Below are 18,012 nucleotides of genomic sequence, written 5' to 3' on the forward strand. Positions count from 1 at the left end.
TGCGGTACGTCGGCCCCCTCCGCGCCATGGCGGATTCCCCGGTCGTACAGCCCGTTCCTCAGCGGTACATGAGATCCTGTCGCACCTTGCTGCACGTCTCCCAGTCGTCGGTCAGCGGCCGGTCGTCGAGGGAGCGCCGGGCGTGTGCCTCACCCCAGCTGGTCGCGTACCAGGGCCCGTCGTCCCGAAGGTCCTCGGCGATGTCCTGCAGCGCGCAGGAGCGCAGGGGCTCATCGAGCCGGTCGAGGGCCGGTACGGCGTCGGCGGACAGCTCTCGCGCATAGTCGAGGTCGAACTTGCCGGTGGCCTCGTAGCGCTGGACGTTCTGCTCCGCGATCAGGCCGTCGGGAGACAGCAGCCCGAAGGTGAGCACACCCGCCGCGGCACTCGCCGCGACGACACGCGGAAGCCAGCGAGCGCCCCACGCTCCGGCCGCCATGATCAGCACGATGACGAGGCCGAGCCAGAGCTCCACGGCGACCACCGAGAGCCTCAGCCGCGTCAGTCCGTACGCCTCCACGTACATGTCCATGCGCCGCACCGCCGACGCCACGACAACGAGCGTGAGAACACAGAGAGTTCCCAGCACCCCGCGTACCAGCCCTCGATCGCCCAGCGCGCCGCGCGGAGCCCAGCGCAGCGCGAACACGATGACGAGCAGCGTGAGCAGGGTGGCGATCAGCAACTGCCAGAACCCCTGCCGTGCGTACGCCGAGTACGTCAGGCCCGTCTTCTTCAGTACGGCGTCGTATCCGCCGAAGAGCACGACGAGCTGGACCGCGTTGAAGGCCGCGAACAGCACGCTGAGCACGATCAGCGGCAGCGCCCACTCGACGCGGCCGCGAGGCCGGCCGGAGGTCACCACGATCCGGTCCCACCGAAGGGGCGCCGCTGCCGTGTGGGCGGCCGCCAGCGCGCCGGCCACGCCTAGGGCGAGGAGCAGCAGGCGCCAGGGCCCGTCCGAGACCGATGCGTCGGGCATCAGATCACCGAGCACGTCCGCGAAGGCGGCGTCGGCCGAGGCGAACAGCGCACCGAAGACCAGCAGCAGACCCGCGGTCACGCCGACAACGCGCACGGCGGTGCCGAGGTTGCCCCGGGAGCCGCCCGTCCGGTCGCGCAGGCCGCGCCAGCCCCACGAGAGACCGGTGAGGAGTGAGGCGAGGACCCCGAACGGGCCCAGCAGCACACCGGGCCAGGTGCGCGAGCCGTGCAGCGCGAGCGAACCCAGCGCCACGGCGGAGACGACGGCCAGGAAGGACGGCCAGGTGGCGTCGCGCAGGGCGGGCACGAGCAGCAGGGCCAGCCCGCCGATGGCCCACACGAGAGTCCATGGGCGCGGCCGGCGGCGCGCGGCCTGGGCGGCGAAGAACGCGCCGAGCGCGGCCGGGATCGCGACGATCAGCAGGTTGAACGCCAGACCGTCGCCCAGCAGAAGCATGCTGAGTACGCCGGTGGCGAATACCGACCAGAGCGTCGCTGCGCGGATACGCGCGGGAGGCTCGCCGTGCAGTGGCTCGAGCCATGGGCCGCCGGCGGGGAGCGGATGGTCCCAGTCCGAGGCGCCGGCATCGATCACCTCATGGGCGCTGTTCGGCTCGTTCGCTTCACTCGGTTCGGCCGCGCTTCCTTTCTCGTTCGAGTCGTCGGCGCTGCTCGCGTCGTGATCTGCCGGCTCCGCTTCATCGGCCGGCTGCCCTTCAGCCATCGGCTCCGGCTGGGACGGTCTGTGGGACACGGGACCCCCTCCCGACCGGTCGCGAAGGCCCACGCGCGCGTGGCGGTGTCAGTCGGCGACCGGTGTCTCGTTCGGCGCACGCCCGAGCATGATCAACAGGCGGCGTGGCGGAAAGGCTAGCCGCGCAGGGGGCGGGAGGCGTGGCACCCTGGGCACTGTGGCATGACCGTGACAGAAAGAGACTCGACGCCGTAATGGACGGTTCATACGGAACGGCGTCATAGCCGACGAACAAATTCAGGCGGTGCCCGGCATCCAGGCCCTCACGCCGTCCCGCCCGTCATCCAGGCCGGCAAGGCCTCCGTCCGATTCAGCCATTCGGCCGGTGGCGAGCCCGCCTTGCCCCCGGCGATCACGCCGCCGACGATGGCGCAGGTCGTGTCCACGTCGCCGCCCACCTGGGCGGTGTTCCAGAACGCCTTCTCGAAGTCGCCGAGGCCCCGTGCCGCCGACCAGACCGCGAACGGCACCGTGTCGTGGGCCGTCGTGCGTCGCCCGCAGCCCAGCACGGCGGCGACCGTCGCCGTGTCGCCGTAGTCGAGCATGTCCCGGGCCCGCCGGAGCCCCGCCCCGACGGCGCTGCGCGGTACCAGGGCGATGACGCCGTCGAGCAGCGACTCGGGCGTCGGGAGACCCGAGGGGTCCGCGGCCAGCGCTGCCGCGGCGGCGACCGCCATCGCGCCCACGACGGCCTCGCGGTGCTGATGGGTGGGGTAGGCCGAGATCTCCGCCTGGTGCGTGGCCTGCTCGGGGTCGTCCGCGTACCAGGCGCCGAGGGGCGCGATCCGCATCGCGGCGCCGTTGCCCCAGGAACCCTGGCCCTTGAACAGCGCGGCAGACAGCTCGCGCCAGTCTCCGCCCTCGCGGATCTGGCGCAGCAGCCGGTTCACCGCAGGCCCGTAGCCGCGGTCGAAGTCGTGGTGCTCCGCGAACGACTGCGCGAGCGCGTCCTGGTCGATCCGGTGGTGCGCGGCCAGCACGGCCACCACGGAGCAGGCCATCTCGGTGTCGTCCGTCCACTGCCAGGGGCCGGACGGCACCTCGCGGCGCTTGAGCAGCGGATAGTGCGCGGGCACGAAGAACTGCGAGCCCAGCGCGTCTCCGACGGCGAGTCCGCGCAGGCTGGCCAGAGCGCGGTCCAGGCGCCCGTCGGCAGAGGAGTCAGCGGTCATCTCGCTGCCACTTTATCCGGTGACCCCGTACGGTTCCGGTTCACGCCAGCGGTCGAAGGGCCGGTCCAGCGTGTACTTGCCGTTCTCCCCGAGGACGAGCATCCGCGTCTCGCCGTTCCCCGGGTTCGACAGGCACTCGAACTCGGCCACCGTCCAGTGGAACCAGCGCATGCAGAACAACCGCATGGTCAGACCGTGGGTGACCAACAGCACGTTCGGCGGATGATCCGGCGCCTCGAAGCTGCGGAACAGACTCTCCAGGAACGCGCCCACCCGGTCGTAGACGTCGGCGCCCGACTCGCCCTGCGCGAAGCGGTAGAAGAAGTGCCCGTATGCGTCGCGATAGGCCTGCTGAAGCCGTACGTCGTCGCGGTCCTGCCAGTTGCCCCAGTCCTGCTCGCGCAGTCGCGGTTCCTCACGGATCCGCACCAGTTCGGGGTCCAGTCTGAAGGCGCGGAGGGTCTCATGGGTTCGGCGGTACGGCGACACGTACACGCTGACGCGTTCTCGCCCGAACAGTTCCCGGAGTCTGTCGCCGGTCTCCTCGGCCTGGCGCCGGCCCGTCTCGGTGAGCGCGAGTGCGTGGTCCGGTTCGCGCTCGTACACGGTGTCGTCGGCGTTGCCCACCGACTCCGCGTGCCGGACGAGGACGATGCGCCGTGGTCGTGCCATGGTCAAACCCTAGATGCGTCTCCGACAGTCGAGCACACGTACGGACCATCCGGCTTACGTGAGATCACGCACGCCTGGAAAGGGCATCGCGCGTCCGTGTCACACGGTCCACGAGGGCTCCAGCTCCACGATGTCTCCGGCCAGGCCCGCCACATCGGCGTCCGTCTGGGCCCGCAGAGCAAGGCGCTCAACGCGTTCGACCCGGTACTTTCCGTGCTCTGCGGCCGACTGCCACATCGACAGCACCAGGAACTCGTGGTCGGGCGCCTCTCCGAACAGACCCCGCACCATTCCCGGAGAGCCGGCCATGGCGGGGTTCCACACCTTCTCCTGCATCAGCGCGAAATTCTCGACGCGGTCCGCATGGACGCGGCAGTGCGCGACACGCACCACATCTGCGTCCGTGAAGCGGGGTTCGAAGCCGGTCTTCACATCGAACCGGTGCTCGAAGAGCTTCACCTGGGCGTCCTTGAAGGTGCCCGACTGGGCGGCGGCGAGCCGGTCGTGGGAGCGCGCCATGAACGAGTCGTAGAAGGTCCGGTTCTCCCAGAAGGCGAAGACATGGGCCACCCCGGGCCGCAGGCGGCTCCATCCCCCGCCCTGCCCACGGAAACCCGGCTCCCCCGGAAGCCCCGCCCATTTCCGCTGCCCCCGTTCAAAACCGCGGCGGTCCACCACGGTGCAGCGAATCCACTTGACCAGCACCGCGCAATCCTAAGGCCAGGGACCGTGACCCCGGTCTCACTCGGTCGGAGGATCCCTTCAACAACCATGAGTTCTCCGGCTGTTGACCACCGCGGACCGCACGCCGGGGAACCATACTGGGCAACAGACCGAACAGACGGACACATACCGAAGCAGGTCGGATTCGGGGAGGGCAGGTCTCTTGGCCAGTCTCAACAAGGGACTCAAGAAGGTCGAAGTACGGCTCCGGTGGGACCCGAGCCCACTGGGCCGGCCACCACACGACCTCGACATCGTCGCCGCGACGTACACGGCGGACGAGCCGTACGGGAGGCCGTCGTACGTCGTGCACTTCGGCAGCCGGTCGCCCGACGGCACCATCACACTCAGCCGGGACAGCCTGACCGGTCAGGGCTTCGGCTCCGACGAGGTGATGGTCCTGGAGCTCGAGCGGCTGGCGGCCCGGCACGCGCGCGTAGTGGTCGGTGTGGTCATCCAGCAGCGCAGCGGCGAGATTACGTTCCAGGACATCGCCAACGCGCGCGTGGTGATCGTCGAAGGCCATACGGAGCTGGCGGCGGTCGACTTCACGCAGGTCGCCGCGTCCACCGCGGCCACCGTCGCGGAGTTCACCCGGGACACCTCCGGGGAGTGGGAGCTGCACGAAGTGCTGCGCGGCTTCGACGGGGACCCGGAGTCCTTCGCCGCCGTCATGGGCAGCCGTTCCTGATCCTTCCGGGAACGCCTCGACGGGCGGTGCGGCCGTTCGCCGCACCGCCCCGCACAGGTTCCTGCCGTCGTCGACGCGGGCGGCCTCGCAGTGCTCGATGTAGCCGGTCTTCTTCGCCGGCATCGGCAGGTTCGGATGTCCGGTGGTGCGCAATAGCCCGGAGCCGTCGACTGAGACGGCCGCGTAATTGAGTTGCCCGGCCGGCCGGGCGCCCCCGAGGATCTGCCCATGACCACGACGACTGTTTCCGTGCTGCCGATGTCCTCCTCCGCTGCTGCGGGGCGGGGCCAGCAGCAGCCCGGCTGTCCTCGGAGGTCGACTCTGCACCGCGCATGAGCGCGGCCCTGGTCGCCGGGCTCCTGGCCGGCTATGGCATCGCCATGCCTGTGGGAGCGGTCGCGACGTATCTCGTGGCCCTCACTGCGCGGACGTCGTTGAGGGTCGGTGCTTGTGCCGCTTTGGGCGTCGCGACCGCTGACGGCCTGTATGCGCTGATCTCGATGATCGGGGGCTCGGCGCTCGCACCCGCCATCAAGCCGATCACACTGCCTCTGCACTGGGCATCGGCCGTAGTGCTCCTTGCGCTGGCATGCCGAAGCGCCGTGACGGCCATCGCCATGTACCGCAAACGGCAGGACGCGGGCAGGGCTGACCGGGAACTGATGAGTCCGGTGCGGGCGTATCTCGGACTCCTGGGCATCACGATGATGAACCCGATCACCGTGATCTATTTCGCGGCCCTGGTGCTCGCCGGCCAGGGCACCACCGCACCGGACCACTGGGACAAGGCTGTGTTCGTCATGGCGGCCTTCGCAGCCTCGACCAGTTGGCAACTGCTGCTCGCCAGCGGCGGAGCACTGCTCGGTCGCGTGCTGACAGGCCCTCACGGTCGTTTGTTCACCGCCCTGGTCTCCAGCGCCGTGATCGTTGGACTTGCCGCCCATCTACTGGTCTCCCAGTCATGATCGGCCGGTCACCTCGGCCGCGTAGGCGGCTCTGACGGAAGTCGCTCGGGTTGACGTAGCGGGCGCGGCTCGTGCTGTGTCGGCGAACATCGTTGAGTCGGTCACGCCACCCAGGTCAGCGACACAGCGAAGGGGACCGGCCGATGACCGGTCCCCTTCGTGAGCTGCTGGTCAGCTACATGTACGGACTACGCCGGATGGTGCGTCCAACGCAATTCCGCCTCTGATCAGCTGCAGCCGCTGGTCGAGCCGCAGCCCTCGCAGATGTAGCAGGACCCGGCGCGCTGCATCTTCGTACCGCAGGAGAAGCACAGCGGGGCGTCGGCCTGGATGCCCAGCTGCATCTCCACCAGCTCGGCGCTGGTGTGCGCCTGCTTCGGGGCGGGCTTGGCCGCCTCCTCCTTGGGCGCGGCGGCCACGGCCTTCAGCTCCTGCGCCCGCGGTGCGGACTGGGCCAGGCCCTCGACGTCCACCTCGACATCGTCGACGGACTGCTCGTACGAACCGGTCTCGAGGTGACGCTGGCGCTCCTCGGCGGAGTGGATGCCGAGCGCCGAGCGGGTCTCGAAGGGCAGGAAGTCCAGCGCCAGGCGGCGGAAGATGTAGTCGACGATCGACTGCGCCATCCGCACGTCCGGGTCGTCCGTCATGCCGGCCGGCTCGAAGCGCATGTTCGTGAACTTCGAGACGTACGTCTCCAGGGGCACGCCGTACTGCAGACCGACCGAGACGGCGATGGAGAAGGCGTCCATCATGCCCGCGAGGGTGGAGCCCTGCTTGGACATCTTCAGGAAGACCTCACCGAGACCGTCGTCGGGGTAGGAGTTGGCCGTCATGTAGCCCTCGGCGCCACCGACCGTGAAGGACGTGGTGATGCCGGGACGGCCCTTCGGCAGACGCTTGCGGACCGGGCGGTACTCGACGACCTTCTCGACCGCGGCCCGGATGGTGTCCTCGGCCTTCGCGGTGACCTCGGCCTTCTCCTTCTCCTTGGTCTTCGCGGAGAGGGGCTGGCCGACCTTGCAGTTGTCGCGGTAGATCGCGAGCGCCTTGACGCCCATCTTCCAGGCCTCGAAGTAGATCTCCTCGACCTCCTCGACGGTCGCCGACTCCGGCATGTTGACCGTCTTGGACAGGGCGCCGGAGATCCACGGCTGGATCGCGGCCATCATGCGGACGTGGCCCATCGCGGAGATGGAGCGCTCGCCCATGGCGCAGTCGAACACCTCGTAGTGCTCGTGCTTGAGGCCCGGGGCGTCGACGACATTGCCGTGCTCGGCGATGTGGGCGACGATCGCCTCGATCTGCTCCTCCTGGTAGCCCAGGCGGCGCAGGGCCTGCGGCACGGTGCCGTTGACGATCTGCATCGAGCCGCCGCCGACCAGCTTCTTGAACTTGACCAGCGCGAGGTCGGGCTCGAGGCCGGTGGTGTCGCAGGACATCGCGAGACCGATGGTGCCGGTCGGGGCGATGACGGAGGCCTGCGAGTTGCGGAAGCCGTTCTTGTCGCCGAGGCGGACCACGTCCTGCCAGGCCTCCGTGGCGGCGGCCCAGATCGGCGTGTCCAGGTCGTCCATGCGGACGGCCTTGTCGTTGGCGTCGGCGTGCTGCTGCATGACGCGCAGGTGCGGCTGCGCGTTGCGGGCGTAGCCGTCGTACGGGCCGACGACCGCGGCGAGCTCGGCGGAACGCTTGTACGAGGTGCCGGTCATCAGGGAGGTGATGGCACCGGCGAGCGCGCGGCCGCCGTTGGAGTCGTACGCGTGGCCGGTCGCCATCAGCAGGGCCCCGAGGTTGGCGTAGCCGATACCGAGCTGACGGAAGGCGCGGGTGTTCTCGCCGATCTTCTGGGTCGGGAAGTCCGCGAAGCAGATGGAGATGTCCATCGCCGTGATGACGAGCTCGACGACCTTGGCGAAGCGCTCGACGTCGAAGGACTGGTGGCCCTTGCCGTCGTCCTTCAGGAACTTCATCAGGTTCAGCGAGGCGAGGTTGCAGGACGTGTTGTCCAGGTGCATGTACTCGCTGCACGGGTTCGAGCCGTTGATCCGGCCGGACTCCGGGCACGTGTGCCAGTGGTTGATGGTGTCGTCGTACTGGATGCCCGGGTCGGCACACGCCCACGCGGCCTCGGCCATCTTGCGGAACAGCGCCTTGGCGTCGACCTCCTCGATGACCTCGCCGGTCATGCGGGACGTCAGGCCGAACTTGCCGCCCGACTCGACGGCCTTCATGAACGTGTCGTTCACACGGACCGAGTTGTTGGCGTTCTGGTACTGGACGGAGGTGATGTCCTCGCCGCCCAGGTCCATGTCGAAGCCCGCGTCGCGCAGCGCGCGGATCTTCTCCTCTTCCTTCACCTTGGTCTCGATGAAGTCCTCGATGTCCGGGTGGTCGACGTCGAGGATGACCATCTTGGCCGCGCGGCGCGTTGCGCCACCCGACTTGATCGTTCCGGCGGAGGCGTCGGCGCCGCGCATGAAGGACACGGGACCGGAGGCGTTGCCACCGGAGGACAGCAGCTCCTTGGAGGAGCGGATACGGGAGAGGTTCAGGCCGGCACCGGAGCCGCCCTTGAAGATCATGCCCTCTTCCTTGTACCAGTCGAGGATCGACTCCATGGAGTCGTCGACGGACAGGATGAAGCACGCGGAGACCTGCTGCGGCTGCGGGGTTCCGACGTTGAACCAGACGGGGCTGTTGAAGCTGAAGATCTGGTGCAGGAGGGCGTACGCCAGCTCGTGCTCGAAGATCTCGGCGTCGGCGGGCGAGGCGAAGTACTTGTAGTCTTCACCGGCCTTCCGGTACGTCTTCACGATGCGGTCGATGAGCTGCTTGAGGCTCACCTCGCGCTGCGGGGTGCCGACGGCACCGCGGAAGTACTTGCTGGTGACGATGTTGACCGCGTTCACCGACCAGAAGTCGGGGAACTCGACGCCGCGCTGCTCGAAGTTGACCGAGCCGTCGCGCCAGTTGGTCATGACGACGTCACGACGCTCCCAGACCACCTCGTCGTACGGGTGCACGCCGGGGGTGGTGTGGATGCGCTCGATACGCAGCCCCTTGCTCGCCTTGGTGCCCTTGGCTCGGGAACCTCGCGCTGCCGGGCCGCTCGCCGTCTCTGTCATGCCGCCTCCCTATATCGGGCTAAAACGCCCTGAAGTGCCATTTTCTTCCTATGGCACGTTTGTCTGTCTTGCGTTGCGGGCGCCGCTTTTGCCGCCCGCAACAGGTCTTTGGTCGCCGCCGCACTCCGGCCGGGCCGGTCCGCCCGGTCCAGGCCTGCCGGTCAGTCGGCGGCAGCGGCGGGCACGGGGACTTCGGCAGTCTCTCCGGACCCGCGGTCGGTCGCTTCGCGCCCTGCGCCCGCGCACTGCGGGTCCGCGGCGGGCCGCTCTGCCGGGTTCTCCCTCAGCTCTGTGATGGCGGCCTCGAAGTCCTCGAGCGAGTCGAACGCCCGGTACACGGACGCGAAGCGCAAGTAGGCGACAAGGTCGAGTTCCTGCAGCGGGCCGAGGATGGCCAGCCCCACATCGTGGGTGGTCAGCTCGGCGCTGCCGGTGGCGCGCACGGCCTCCTCGACCCGCTGGCCGAGCTGGGCGAGGGCGTCCTCGGTGACAGGCCGTCCCTGGCACGCCTTGCGCACTCCGTTGATGACCTTGGTGCGGCTGAAGGGCTCCGTCACTCCACTGCGCTTGATCACCATCAGCGAGCAGGTCTCCACGGTCGTGAACCGCCGGGAGCAGTCGGGGCACTGGCGGCGCCTGCGGATCGACGTGCCGTCGTCGGTCGTACGACTGTCGACGACTCGACTGTCGGGGTGCCTGCAGAAGGGGCAGTGCATGACTTCCAACCCTCCTTCACAGCAGACTCAATAGCCCCAAAAGGCGTCACACGCCCCTCGAAGCAGCCCCAAGCATAGGCGATGCCGGAGGGTCCGAAGGACCGGGGGACCACAACTTCTGGGCTACGACTGCAATCCAACCACTAGATCTGGGGTTTGGCCGCACTTTCGGCACCATCGCGTGTCGCGCCACGGAAAGACCGTGGTTTACGCAGGTCCCGCCACATGTCCGGCCTCACACCTTGCCGCGCGTACCGCCCGTTTCGCAGGCAATCCGGGTCGATGCCGAGGCATGCCCGGGTCGGTGCGCGGCCGGGCGGAAGCCGGATGGCAGACTGGAAGCCCCACAAGGGAGCTCTCGATCCCGGCGGTGAATCGTAGCGGATTGAGCCCAAATGCCTGACACGCCGGGCGACAGCCATACACCCGGACTCATGATCAAGTGCGGCAATCCGCGATATTTCACTCGAACGTGTGTTTGGCGCAACCTTTCGAAAGCAACTACCGTTGTCCAGCTAGGGAGAACATCTCGAGAGGGGCCGACCGACGTGACCACCACCGCAGACAGTGCCACCATCACTGCCCAGGATCGCTCCCAGGGCCGACTCGAGCCGGTGCATGCCATGAACGACGCAATCGCAAACCAGGAGGGGGCGAAGCCCGTCCGCTCCCTGCCGGGCCGACCTCCAGGCATCCGGGCTGACAGCTCCGGACTAACCGACCGGCAGCGGCGGGTCATCGAGGTCATCAGGGACTCCGTGCAGCGGCGCGGTTACCCACCGTCCATGCGGGAGATCGGGCAGGCGGTCGGCCTCTCCAGCACCTCCTCGGTGGCCCACCAGCTCATGGCACTGGAGCGCAAGGGCTTCCTGCGCCGCGACCCGCACCGGCCCCGTGCGTACGAGGTCCGCGGCGCCGACCAGCCGACGGTCCAGCCCACCGACACGGCGGGCAAGCCGGCCGCGTCGTACGTTCCGCTGGTCGGCCGGATCGCCGCCGGTGGCCCGATCCTCGCCGAGGAGTCGGTCGAGGACGTGTTCCCGCTGCCCCGGCAGCTCGTGGGCGACGGCGAGCTGTTCGTCCTGAAGGTCGTCGGCGACTCCATGATCGAGGCCGCCATCTGTGACGGGGACTGGGTGACGGTGCGCCGCCAGCCGGTCGCCGAGAACGGCGACATCGTCGCGGCGATGCTCGACGGCGAGGCCACGGTCAAGCGCTTCAAGCGCGAGGACGGCCATGTGTGGCTGCTTCCGCACAACTCCGCGTACCAGCCGATCCCCGGTGACGAGGCGACGATCCTCGGCAAGGTGGTGGCGGTGCTGCGGCGGGTGTGAGACTCCGCCCCTGACCGGGCCCCGGGACCACTGCGCCGGTCCCGGGGCCCTGCATTTTGTCGCCCGAGCCGCCAAGGGGCCGCGGGCGCCAGAAGCTGCCGAGACCACCTGGTGTCCGCACCCGCTCGCCGCGGCCTACCGGCCCTCCGCCTCGCCGTCCGTGGCGGCCTCCTTGGCCGTCGCGTCGATCGCCGCCAGCGAGCGGCGGACCTGGTTGCGGTCCGTCGTGTACCAGAAGTCGGGCAGGGACGCCTTCAGATAGCTGCCGTAGCGAGCCGTGGCCAGCCTCGGGTCCAGTACGGCGACCACTCCGCGGTCCCCCGATGCCCGTACGAGACGCCCGGCGCCCTGAGCCATCAGCAGCGCCGCATGGGTTGCCGCGACGGCCATGAAGCCATTGCCGCCGTTCTCCTCGACGGCCTTCTGGCGGGCGCTCATCAGCGGATCGTCGGGGCGCGGGAAGGGGATCTTGTCCATGACCACCAGCTGACAGCTGGGCCCTGGCACGTCGACTCCCTGCCAGAGCGACAGCGTGCCGAACAGGCAGGTCTTCGGATCGGCCGCGAAGTTCTTGATCAGCTCGCCGAGGGTCTCCTCCCCCTGCAGCAGTATCGGGAACTCCGGGATGCGGGCGCGCAGCGCCTCGGCCGCGGACTGGGCGCCGCGCATGGAGGAGAACAGGCCGAGTGTGCGCCCGCCCGCCGACTGGATCAGTTCGGTGAGCTCGTCGAGCATGTCACCGCGCTCGCCGTCGCGAGCGGGGCGGGACAGATGCTTGGCGACATAGAGGATGCCCTGCTTGCGGTACTCGAAGGGCGAGCCGACGTCGATGCCCTTCCATACGGGCAGATCCTCGCCCTCGCTGCCCGGTGTCCCCGCGATGCCTTCGGGGGCCAGGCCCAGCGAGGCGCCCACGCCGTTGAAATCGCCGCCCAGCTTCAGTGTCGCCGAGGTCAGCACCACGGAGCGGTCCGCGAAGAGCTTCTCGCGGAGCAGGCCGGACACGGACATGGGAGCGACCCGCAGCGAGGCGCCGAAGCGGTCATGGCGTTCGTACCAGACGACGTCCCACTCGGAGCCGTTGGTGATGCGCTCCGCCACGTCGTGCACGGTCTCGACGGAAGCCAGCGCCTGCTTGCGCACCGCGTCCTCGTCCTGGACGGACTTGTCACGGGTGGTGCCGAGGGCCGAGATGACGGTGCGGGCGGCGTCGCGCAGCGCCATCAGCGCATAGCCGAGGTCCTCGGGGATCTCCTCCAGGCGGCCCGGCAGGGCCAGCTCCATCAGCCGCTCGAAGCCCTCGGCGGCGGTCTGCAGCTGATCGGCCGCCTTCTCGTTCACCAGCTTGGCCGCCCGCCGCACGGCACGGTTCACCTGGCCCGGTGTGAGCTCGCCGGTGGCCACTCCGGTGACCCGGGAGACCAGCTCATGGGCCTCGTCGACGATCAGGACCTCGTGCTGCGGAAGGACCGGGGCACCTTCGATGGCGTCGATGGCGAGGAGTGCGTGGTTGGTGACGACGACCTCGGCGAGCTTCGCGCGCTCGCGCGCCATCTCGGCAAAGCACTCGGCGCCGTACGCGCACTTCGAGGCGCCGAGGCACTCCCGGGACGACACGGAGATCTGGGCCCAGGCCCGGTCCGAGACACCAGGGGTGAGATCGTCGCGGTCGCCGGTCTCCGTCTCGTCCGCCCAGTCCCGCAGTCTGAGCAGGTCCTGGCCGAGCTTGCTGGTGGGTGCGGCCGCCTCGAACTGGTCGAAGAGACCCTCCTCCTCGTCCTGCGGCATGCCCTCGTGCAGGCGGTGCAGGCAGAGATAGTTGGAGCGGCCCTTGAGCATGGCGAACTCGGGGCGGCGACGCAGCAGCGGATGCAGCGCGTCGACCGTACGCGGAAGATCCCGTTCCACGAGCTGGCGCTGGAGCGCCAGGGTGGCCGTCGCCACGACGACCCGGTCCCCGTGCGCGAGCGAGGGCACCAGATAGCCGAGCGACTTACCGGTGCCGGTGCCCGCCTGGACGAGCAGATGGGAGCCGTCGTCGATCGCCTCGGCGACGGCTTCGGCCATGGCGACCTGGCCAGGCCGCTCCGTGCCGCCGACCGCGGTGACGGCGGCATGCAGGAGGTCGGGGAGTGAGGGCTTCGTCATAGGTCATCCACCCTAGTGCGTGGCTCTGACAGTCCCGGCCCCGAGACAGCCAGGGGCAACCAGGCTGCGAGGTCAGGTCGTCATCCGCAGCGCGCGGTCGCGGACCATGATCGCCGCCCGCTTGCCGGGGAGGTCGACCTCCGCCGAGAAGCGGAAGCCCGCGCTCAGAAAGGCGGAGACGGAGGGAGTGTTGCGCAGGTCGGGTTCGGCGATCACGCGGGTGCAGCGCAGTCGATGGTCGAGCACCAGATCGGCGACGGCTCTGAGCAGGATTGTGCCGAGTCCCCGGCCGCGGTGGGCGACACCGCCGATGAGGAGGTGGACTCCGGTGTCGTGCGGACGGGCGGGGTAGTAGCGGGAGACCGGGTCGAGGTCCGCGCGATAGATCTCCCAGTAGCTCATCGGGGCGCCGTCGAGCACTCCGAGACAGGGGACGCTGCGTCCGTCGCCTTCGAGCTGGGGACGCAAGTGGGCCTCGGTCACTGAGGCGGGGCCGTCGAGCTCCCAGAACTCGGCCACGGCCGGGTCGTTCATCCAGCGGCTGATGAGCGACAGATCGCGTTCCACGCGGACGGGGACGAGCCTGAAGACGCCCGCGGGTGTGCTGGCCGGGCCCCATGCGGCGAGGTTGTCGAGCAGATCGTCGTCGGCGAAGGCCGCGAGGTCCGCCGGCATGAGCCCCGCGAGGGGCTGCGCCTTGTCGTGCCCGCCGGCGTCCGCGGCGGCGGGCGCTTCAGCGAGCGTGGTCACGCGGGCTGCCGACGGAGCCTGCGCGCCGCCTGCGCGCCCTGGCCCCTCAGCGGGCTGGTCGGCTTCCGGCTCCGGGGCGGCATCCGTGAAGAGAGCGACGAGCTCGTCCGGCAGGTGCAGGTCCAGCGTGTCCTGGCTGTCCGCGTCCTGGCTGTGGGTGTCCTGGCTGGGCGTGTCCGCGCCGGCATCGGTCGCGGTCCCGGTGGCGGGCCCGGTCTCCGGACCGGTCCGCGGACCGGTCCCGGTGGCGGTGGCGGTGGGGGCACCGGCGTCGGTGCTCGCATCGGTGGGAGCCACGGCGCTGCTCCTCTCTCGAAGTGCGGGTGGGTCATGTACCTCAGGAATGAAGGGGGTTGGCGATCGTGACGTAGACGGACTGGGTGTCGACGGGTCCGACGAGCTCGTCGAGACCGTGCACGCGAGTGAGGAGGTTGGCCTTGCAGCGCAGCACAGGCGAGTCGAGGAGCTGTTCCGGAAGCGGGGTGCACAGACCCTGAGGTCCCCTTGCGACGTCGCGGAGGAACTGGCGGAACGCGGCGAGCAGCAGTTTCTCGTCGGCGAGGCGCTGGGAGCCGAACGCTCCGATGAGGCCGAAGACGTTGTTGATCGCCAGGTAGTAGGCGAAGCGCTCGTCGGTGACCGCGTCGGAGACGAACGTGTCGCTGAGTTCACCGATACCGGGGAGGCGCTTGTCGAGCTCGTCACGCCGCGACTCGCGGAAGTAGTACCCCTGGTTGTCCCGGTAGCGGCCGCCGATGGGCCAGCCGTCGGGGTCGAGAAGCACGAGCGTGTTCTGCTGATGAGCCTCCAGCGCGATGCCCGCCTCGCTGTCGAGCCACAGCACGGGGCGTACGGCCTGCTGCAGATAGCGCAGGAACCACTCGGCGGCGACGGCTCCCCTGGGGCGGCCCGTCCGTCCGGCGAGTCCGGTCACGAGCTCGGTGAGCCGCGACCGCATGGGGGTGCGGTCCTGTCCTGCGGGCTGGTCCGGCGGCCGCGGCGAGACGAGTCCTGCGATGCAGGAGACGTCGTCACCAGGGCCGAAGGGGTTGTGTCGGATCATGACGTCGAGCCCTGGCAGGGGGGCGCCGTCGGGTCCGTCGACGGCGAGCCAGGCCGGGTCGCGCACGATGTCGAAGCCCGGGTGCGCCTTCTGCCACTGCTCCGCGAGGCCGCTGCGCAGCAGACGGTGGACCTCGACGCCGCGGTGGAGTTCCTTGCGGAGGTTCTCCCGGCGGGAGTTGGTGATGCGCAGCCCCAGCGACAGCTTGAGCATCACGGGTGCGCCCGAGCGGTACACGGTGCGTACGGAGGAGGTGGGATGCCACGGTGAGCCGTGGGCACCGAGGTCCTTGAGGAGGCCGGCCTCGAGGAGTTCCGCGGTCTCCGGGCGGTAGGCCATCTCGCGGATCTGCCACGGATGCATCGGAAGGGCGGTGTATCCCTCGGGCAGCGGCAGTCCGTCACCGGCGAGAAAGGCAGTGAGCTGCGCCGCGGGGACTGCGCGGCCGCGCTCGGTCCATGCCGAGTCGGTGGCGAGGACGGACGGGGCCACAGCCATCCAGTGCAACGGGAAGGCTCCCCTCGACTCCGGGGAGTAGAGCCGCGATTCGGCCTCCGTCAGTCCTTCGCGGCTCTTCGGGGCCGGGTGCAGGGGGTGTCCGAGGAGCAGCGCCTGCTCGGCGGCCAGAAAGAGGTCCGGTGCGTCGCCGGGGCTCCTCCTGCGGTCGGCGATGAACATGGCCGTACGCTGCACGGAATCGGCGACCCGCGCCACGAGGTCGACGCCGTCGCCGAGTTGCAGGGCAGGAACACCCTGCGGAACGTCCTGTGCTGCCGAAACGTCCTCGACGACCGGTCCGTCACCTTCCGTGGGGCCGTCCGCATCGGCTGCCGCCCCGCCCGCCTCCCCCACGCACTCACGCGCGAGCAGCGCCGCGACGGTCACCGCGTCGACCGACGGCGCGCTGTCCGGGCCGTCTTCGAGATACGGCAGGCCGAAGCGGTGCCATCCGCAGGCCGACCAGTAGTGCACGGGCACGAGAAGTGCGGTGCAACTGGCGTCGAGTGGTACACGCAAGGTGCCCTGTTCCGGTGCGGCGAGGTTCTTCTCCCGCACCCAGCAGCGCAGCAGGTTCTCGACGGCTGCCCCCTGTGCGGCGATCCCTGGATCGGGGTGTTCCAGCAGGTCGGCGGTTGCGCCGCGCAGGTGTTCGGCCGCCTGGCCGCCCTCCTGCTGCCGGGGTACGGAGAGGGGCTCCGCGAGCAGTGGCGCCTGCGGGCCATCGGTGCCGTGCAGGGGGATGTGGGAGCGGCCTTCTGGTTCGGAGTTGGCGTTCAAGGAAGCTTCCTCATGGGGTCGTTCGGGCTCGTACGGGACGGACCGTGGCGGCGCGGGGCGGGCTGTGACGTTTGAAGGCGGCTCTGTTCGACGCGATCGGCCTCTCGTCTCCGGTCGACGCTGATCGGCGCTAGTCGACGTGGTGCCGGTGCACCGCCGCGGCCAGCGCGTCGGCGAGACGGTCGAGAACCGCGGAGGCCTGCTCGTCCGTGAGGGTGAGCGGAGGAAGAAGGCGTACGACGCTGGAGTGCCTGCCGCCGAGCTCCACGATCAGTCCGCGGCGCAGGCACTCGCGCTGGACCGCGGCGGCCAGCTCGGGCGCCGCGGGCGGCGGGCCGGGAGCCGTCGGATCCTCGGCCGCGGGGTCCACGAGCTCGATGCCGATCATCAGTCCGCGGCCACGCACATCGCCGACGCACGCGTACTCGGCGGCCAGCCCCTGGAGTTGGCCGAGCATACGGGTGCCCAGCACCCCGGCCCGCTCTGCGAGCCGGTTCTCCCGGACGTACGCCAAGGTGGCCGCGCCCGCCGCCATAGCAAGCTGGTTGCCGCGGAAGGTGCCCGCGTGGGCGCCCGGCCCCCAGGTGTCGAGATCGTCCTGGTAGACCACGACGGCCAGGGGCAGGCTGCCGCCGATGGCCTTGGACAGCACCATCACGTCGGGTGTGATGCCGCTGTGTTCGACCGCCCAGAACGTGCCGGTCCGCCCGACACCGGTCTGCACCTCGTCGGCGATCAGCGGAACGGACCGGGCCGCGGTGATCTCGCGCATGCGCCGCAGCCAGTCGTCGGGGGCGGGGATCACGCCGCCCTCCCCCTGCACCGGTTCGAGGATCATCCCCGCGGGCTGGGGCACACCGGACTTGGGATCGTCCAGGAGGTTCTCGGTCCAGCGTGCGGCGAGCTCGGCGCCGCGGGGGCCGCCGACACCGAACGGGCAGCGGTAGTCCTGCGGGTACGGAAGTCTCGCCACCCGTACGCCGGTCGCGCCACCGGATGCGTCGAGCGCCCCCGCCGTCATGCCGTGGTACGCGCCGGCGAAGGCCAGCACGTCGCTTCGTCCGGTCGCCGTGCGCACCAGCTTCAGTGCGGCCTCGACCGCATCCGTGCCGGCGGGGCCGCAGAACTGGATGCGGGCGCGGTCGGCGAGGCGGGGCGGAAGGGTGCGGAACAACTCCGTCGTGAAGGCGTCCTTGACGGGTGTGGCCAGGTCGAGGACGTGCAGCGGCGCACCGGAGTCGAGGACTTTTCTGATCGCCTCGAGCACGACCGGGTGGTTGTGTCCCAGCGCCAGCGTCCCGGCGCCGGAGAGGCAGTCGAGATAGCGCCGGCCGTCCGCGCCTTCGATCGTCAGGCCGCGGGCCCGCACGGGCACGATCGGCAGGGCGCGGGCATAGGTGCGCGCAGCTGATTCGCGCGCCGACTGGCGGCGCAGAATCCCCTCGAATGCGACGGGCGCCGCCGCGGGCGCAGGCTCGGTCACGGCCACGACTGTCGGTCCTCCCGCTGTTCCCTGGCGAAATCCCGCCCGGTGCCGGACGAGTTCCCGCTTCAGCTGGGCGGGTTCCCGCTGAGCGCAGGCGAGTTGACGGGGGCTGAACGCACGGAGCGACTGCCCCGTAGGTTTCCAACGA

Annotated in this window: 13 protein-coding genes; 3 read left to right on the forward strand and 10 right to left on the reverse strand. The window is 69.8% G+C overall.

Annotation, left to right across the window (positions count from 1 at the left end):
* Positions 1 to 58: 58 nt before the first annotated feature.
* The 4 genes from ACWD4J_RS19735 to ACWD4J_RS19750 form a co-directional block, all read right to left on the reverse strand.
* On the reverse strand, positions 59 to 1,708 hold the full coding sequence (locus tag ACWD4J_RS19735; protein ID WP_451396688.1) for a DUF4153 domain-containing protein: 1,650 nt from the start codon (positions 1,706 to 1,708) through the stop codon (positions 59 to 61).
* 293 nt (positions 1,709 to 2,001) lie between these two features.
* On the reverse strand, positions 2,002 to 2,910 hold the full coding sequence (locus tag ACWD4J_RS19740; protein ID WP_451396663.1) for an ADP-ribosylglycohydrolase family protein: 909 nt from the start codon (positions 2,908 to 2,910) through the stop codon (positions 2,002 to 2,004).
* 12 nt (positions 2,911 to 2,922) lie between these two features.
* Positions 2,923 to 3,582: a histidine phosphatase family protein gene (locus ACWD4J_RS19745; protein WP_451396664.1), complete on the reverse strand. Its 660-nt coding sequence runs from the start codon at positions 3,580 to 3,582 to the stop codon at positions 2,923 to 2,925.
* A gap of 99 nt (positions 3,583 to 3,681) precedes the next feature.
* Entirely contained in the window at positions 3,682 to 4,287 is a 606-nt protein-coding gene (locus ACWD4J_RS19750; RefSeq protein ID WP_451396665.1) for a YdbC family protein, read from the reverse strand.
* Positions 4,288 to 4,468: 181 nt separating this feature from the next.
* Here ACWD4J_RS19750 and ACWD4J_RS19755 point away from each other — a divergent pair, with 181 nt between their 5' ends.
* Together ACWD4J_RS19755 and ACWD4J_RS19760 are read left to right on the forward strand one after the other, a co-directional pair.
* Positions 4,469 to 4,996, forward strand: coding sequence for a TerD family protein (locus tag ACWD4J_RS19755; protein ID WP_451396666.1), 528 nt, complete (start codon positions 4,469 to 4,471; stop codon positions 4,994 to 4,996).
* A 332-nt stretch (positions 4,997 to 5,328) separates the two neighbouring features.
* Positions 5,329 to 5,961 (forward strand): LysE family transporter, encoded by a 633-nt coding sequence (locus ACWD4J_RS19760; RefSeq protein ID WP_451396667.1) that lies wholly within the window; start codon positions 5,329 to 5,331, stop codon positions 5,959 to 5,961.
* Between the two features lie 227 nt (positions 5,962 to 6,188).
* Here the strand turns inward: ACWD4J_RS19760 and ACWD4J_RS19765 are convergent, their stop codons facing one another.
* Both ACWD4J_RS19765 and nrdR read right to left on the reverse strand, forming a co-directional pair.
* Positions 6,189 to 9,089 (reverse strand): vitamin B12-dependent ribonucleotide reductase, encoded by a 2,901-nt coding sequence (locus ACWD4J_RS19765; protein WP_451396668.1) that lies wholly within the window; start codon positions 9,087 to 9,089, stop codon positions 6,189 to 6,191.
* Between the two features lie 161 nt (positions 9,090 to 9,250).
* The gene (gene nrdR, locus ACWD4J_RS19770; RefSeq protein WP_451396669.1) at positions 9,251 to 9,805 is read right to left on the reverse strand and encodes a transcriptional regulator NrdR; all 555 of its coding nucleotides are present in this window, start codon (positions 9,803 to 9,805) and stop codon (positions 9,251 to 9,253) included.
* A 548-nt stretch (positions 9,806 to 10,353) separates the two neighbouring features.
* Here nrdR and lexA point away from each other — a divergent pair.
* On the forward strand, positions 10,354 to 11,139 hold the full coding sequence (gene lexA, locus ACWD4J_RS19775; RefSeq protein WP_451396670.1) for a transcriptional repressor LexA: 786 nt from the start codon (positions 10,354 to 10,356) through the stop codon (positions 11,137 to 11,139).
* Between the two features lie 135 nt (positions 11,140 to 11,274).
* Here the strand turns inward: lexA and ACWD4J_RS19780 are convergent, their stop codons facing one another.
* The 4 genes from ACWD4J_RS19780 to ACWD4J_RS19795 form a co-directional block, all read right to left on the reverse strand.
* Positions 11,275 to 13,287, reverse strand: a complete 2,013-nt coding sequence (locus ACWD4J_RS19780; RefSeq protein ID WP_451396671.1) for an ATP-dependent DNA helicase — start codon at positions 13,285 to 13,287, stop codon at positions 11,275 to 11,277.
* A gap of 72 nt (positions 13,288 to 13,359) precedes the next feature.
* Positions 13,360 to 14,334 (reverse strand): GNAT family N-acetyltransferase, encoded by a 975-nt coding sequence (locus ACWD4J_RS19785; RefSeq protein WP_451396672.1) that lies wholly within the window; start codon positions 14,332 to 14,334, stop codon positions 13,360 to 13,362.
* A gap of 40 nt (positions 14,335 to 14,374) precedes the next feature.
* Positions 14,375 to 16,378 carry an IucA/IucC family protein gene (locus ACWD4J_RS19790; protein ID WP_451396673.1) on the reverse strand — a complete coding sequence of 668 codons (2,004 nt, stop codon included), beginning with the start codon at positions 16,376 to 16,378 and terminating at the stop codon, positions 14,375 to 14,377.
* A gap of 130 nt (positions 16,379 to 16,508) precedes the next feature.
* Positions 16,509 to 17,867 carry a diaminobutyrate--2-oxoglutarate transaminase family protein gene (locus ACWD4J_RS19795; protein WP_451396674.1) on the reverse strand — a complete coding sequence of 453 codons (1,359 nt, stop codon included), beginning with the start codon at positions 17,865 to 17,867 and terminating at the stop codon, positions 16,509 to 16,511.
* Positions 17,868 to 18,012: the final 145 nt, after the last annotated feature.

It is taken from the genome of Streptomyces sp. NPDC002577 (assembly GCF_053594815.1).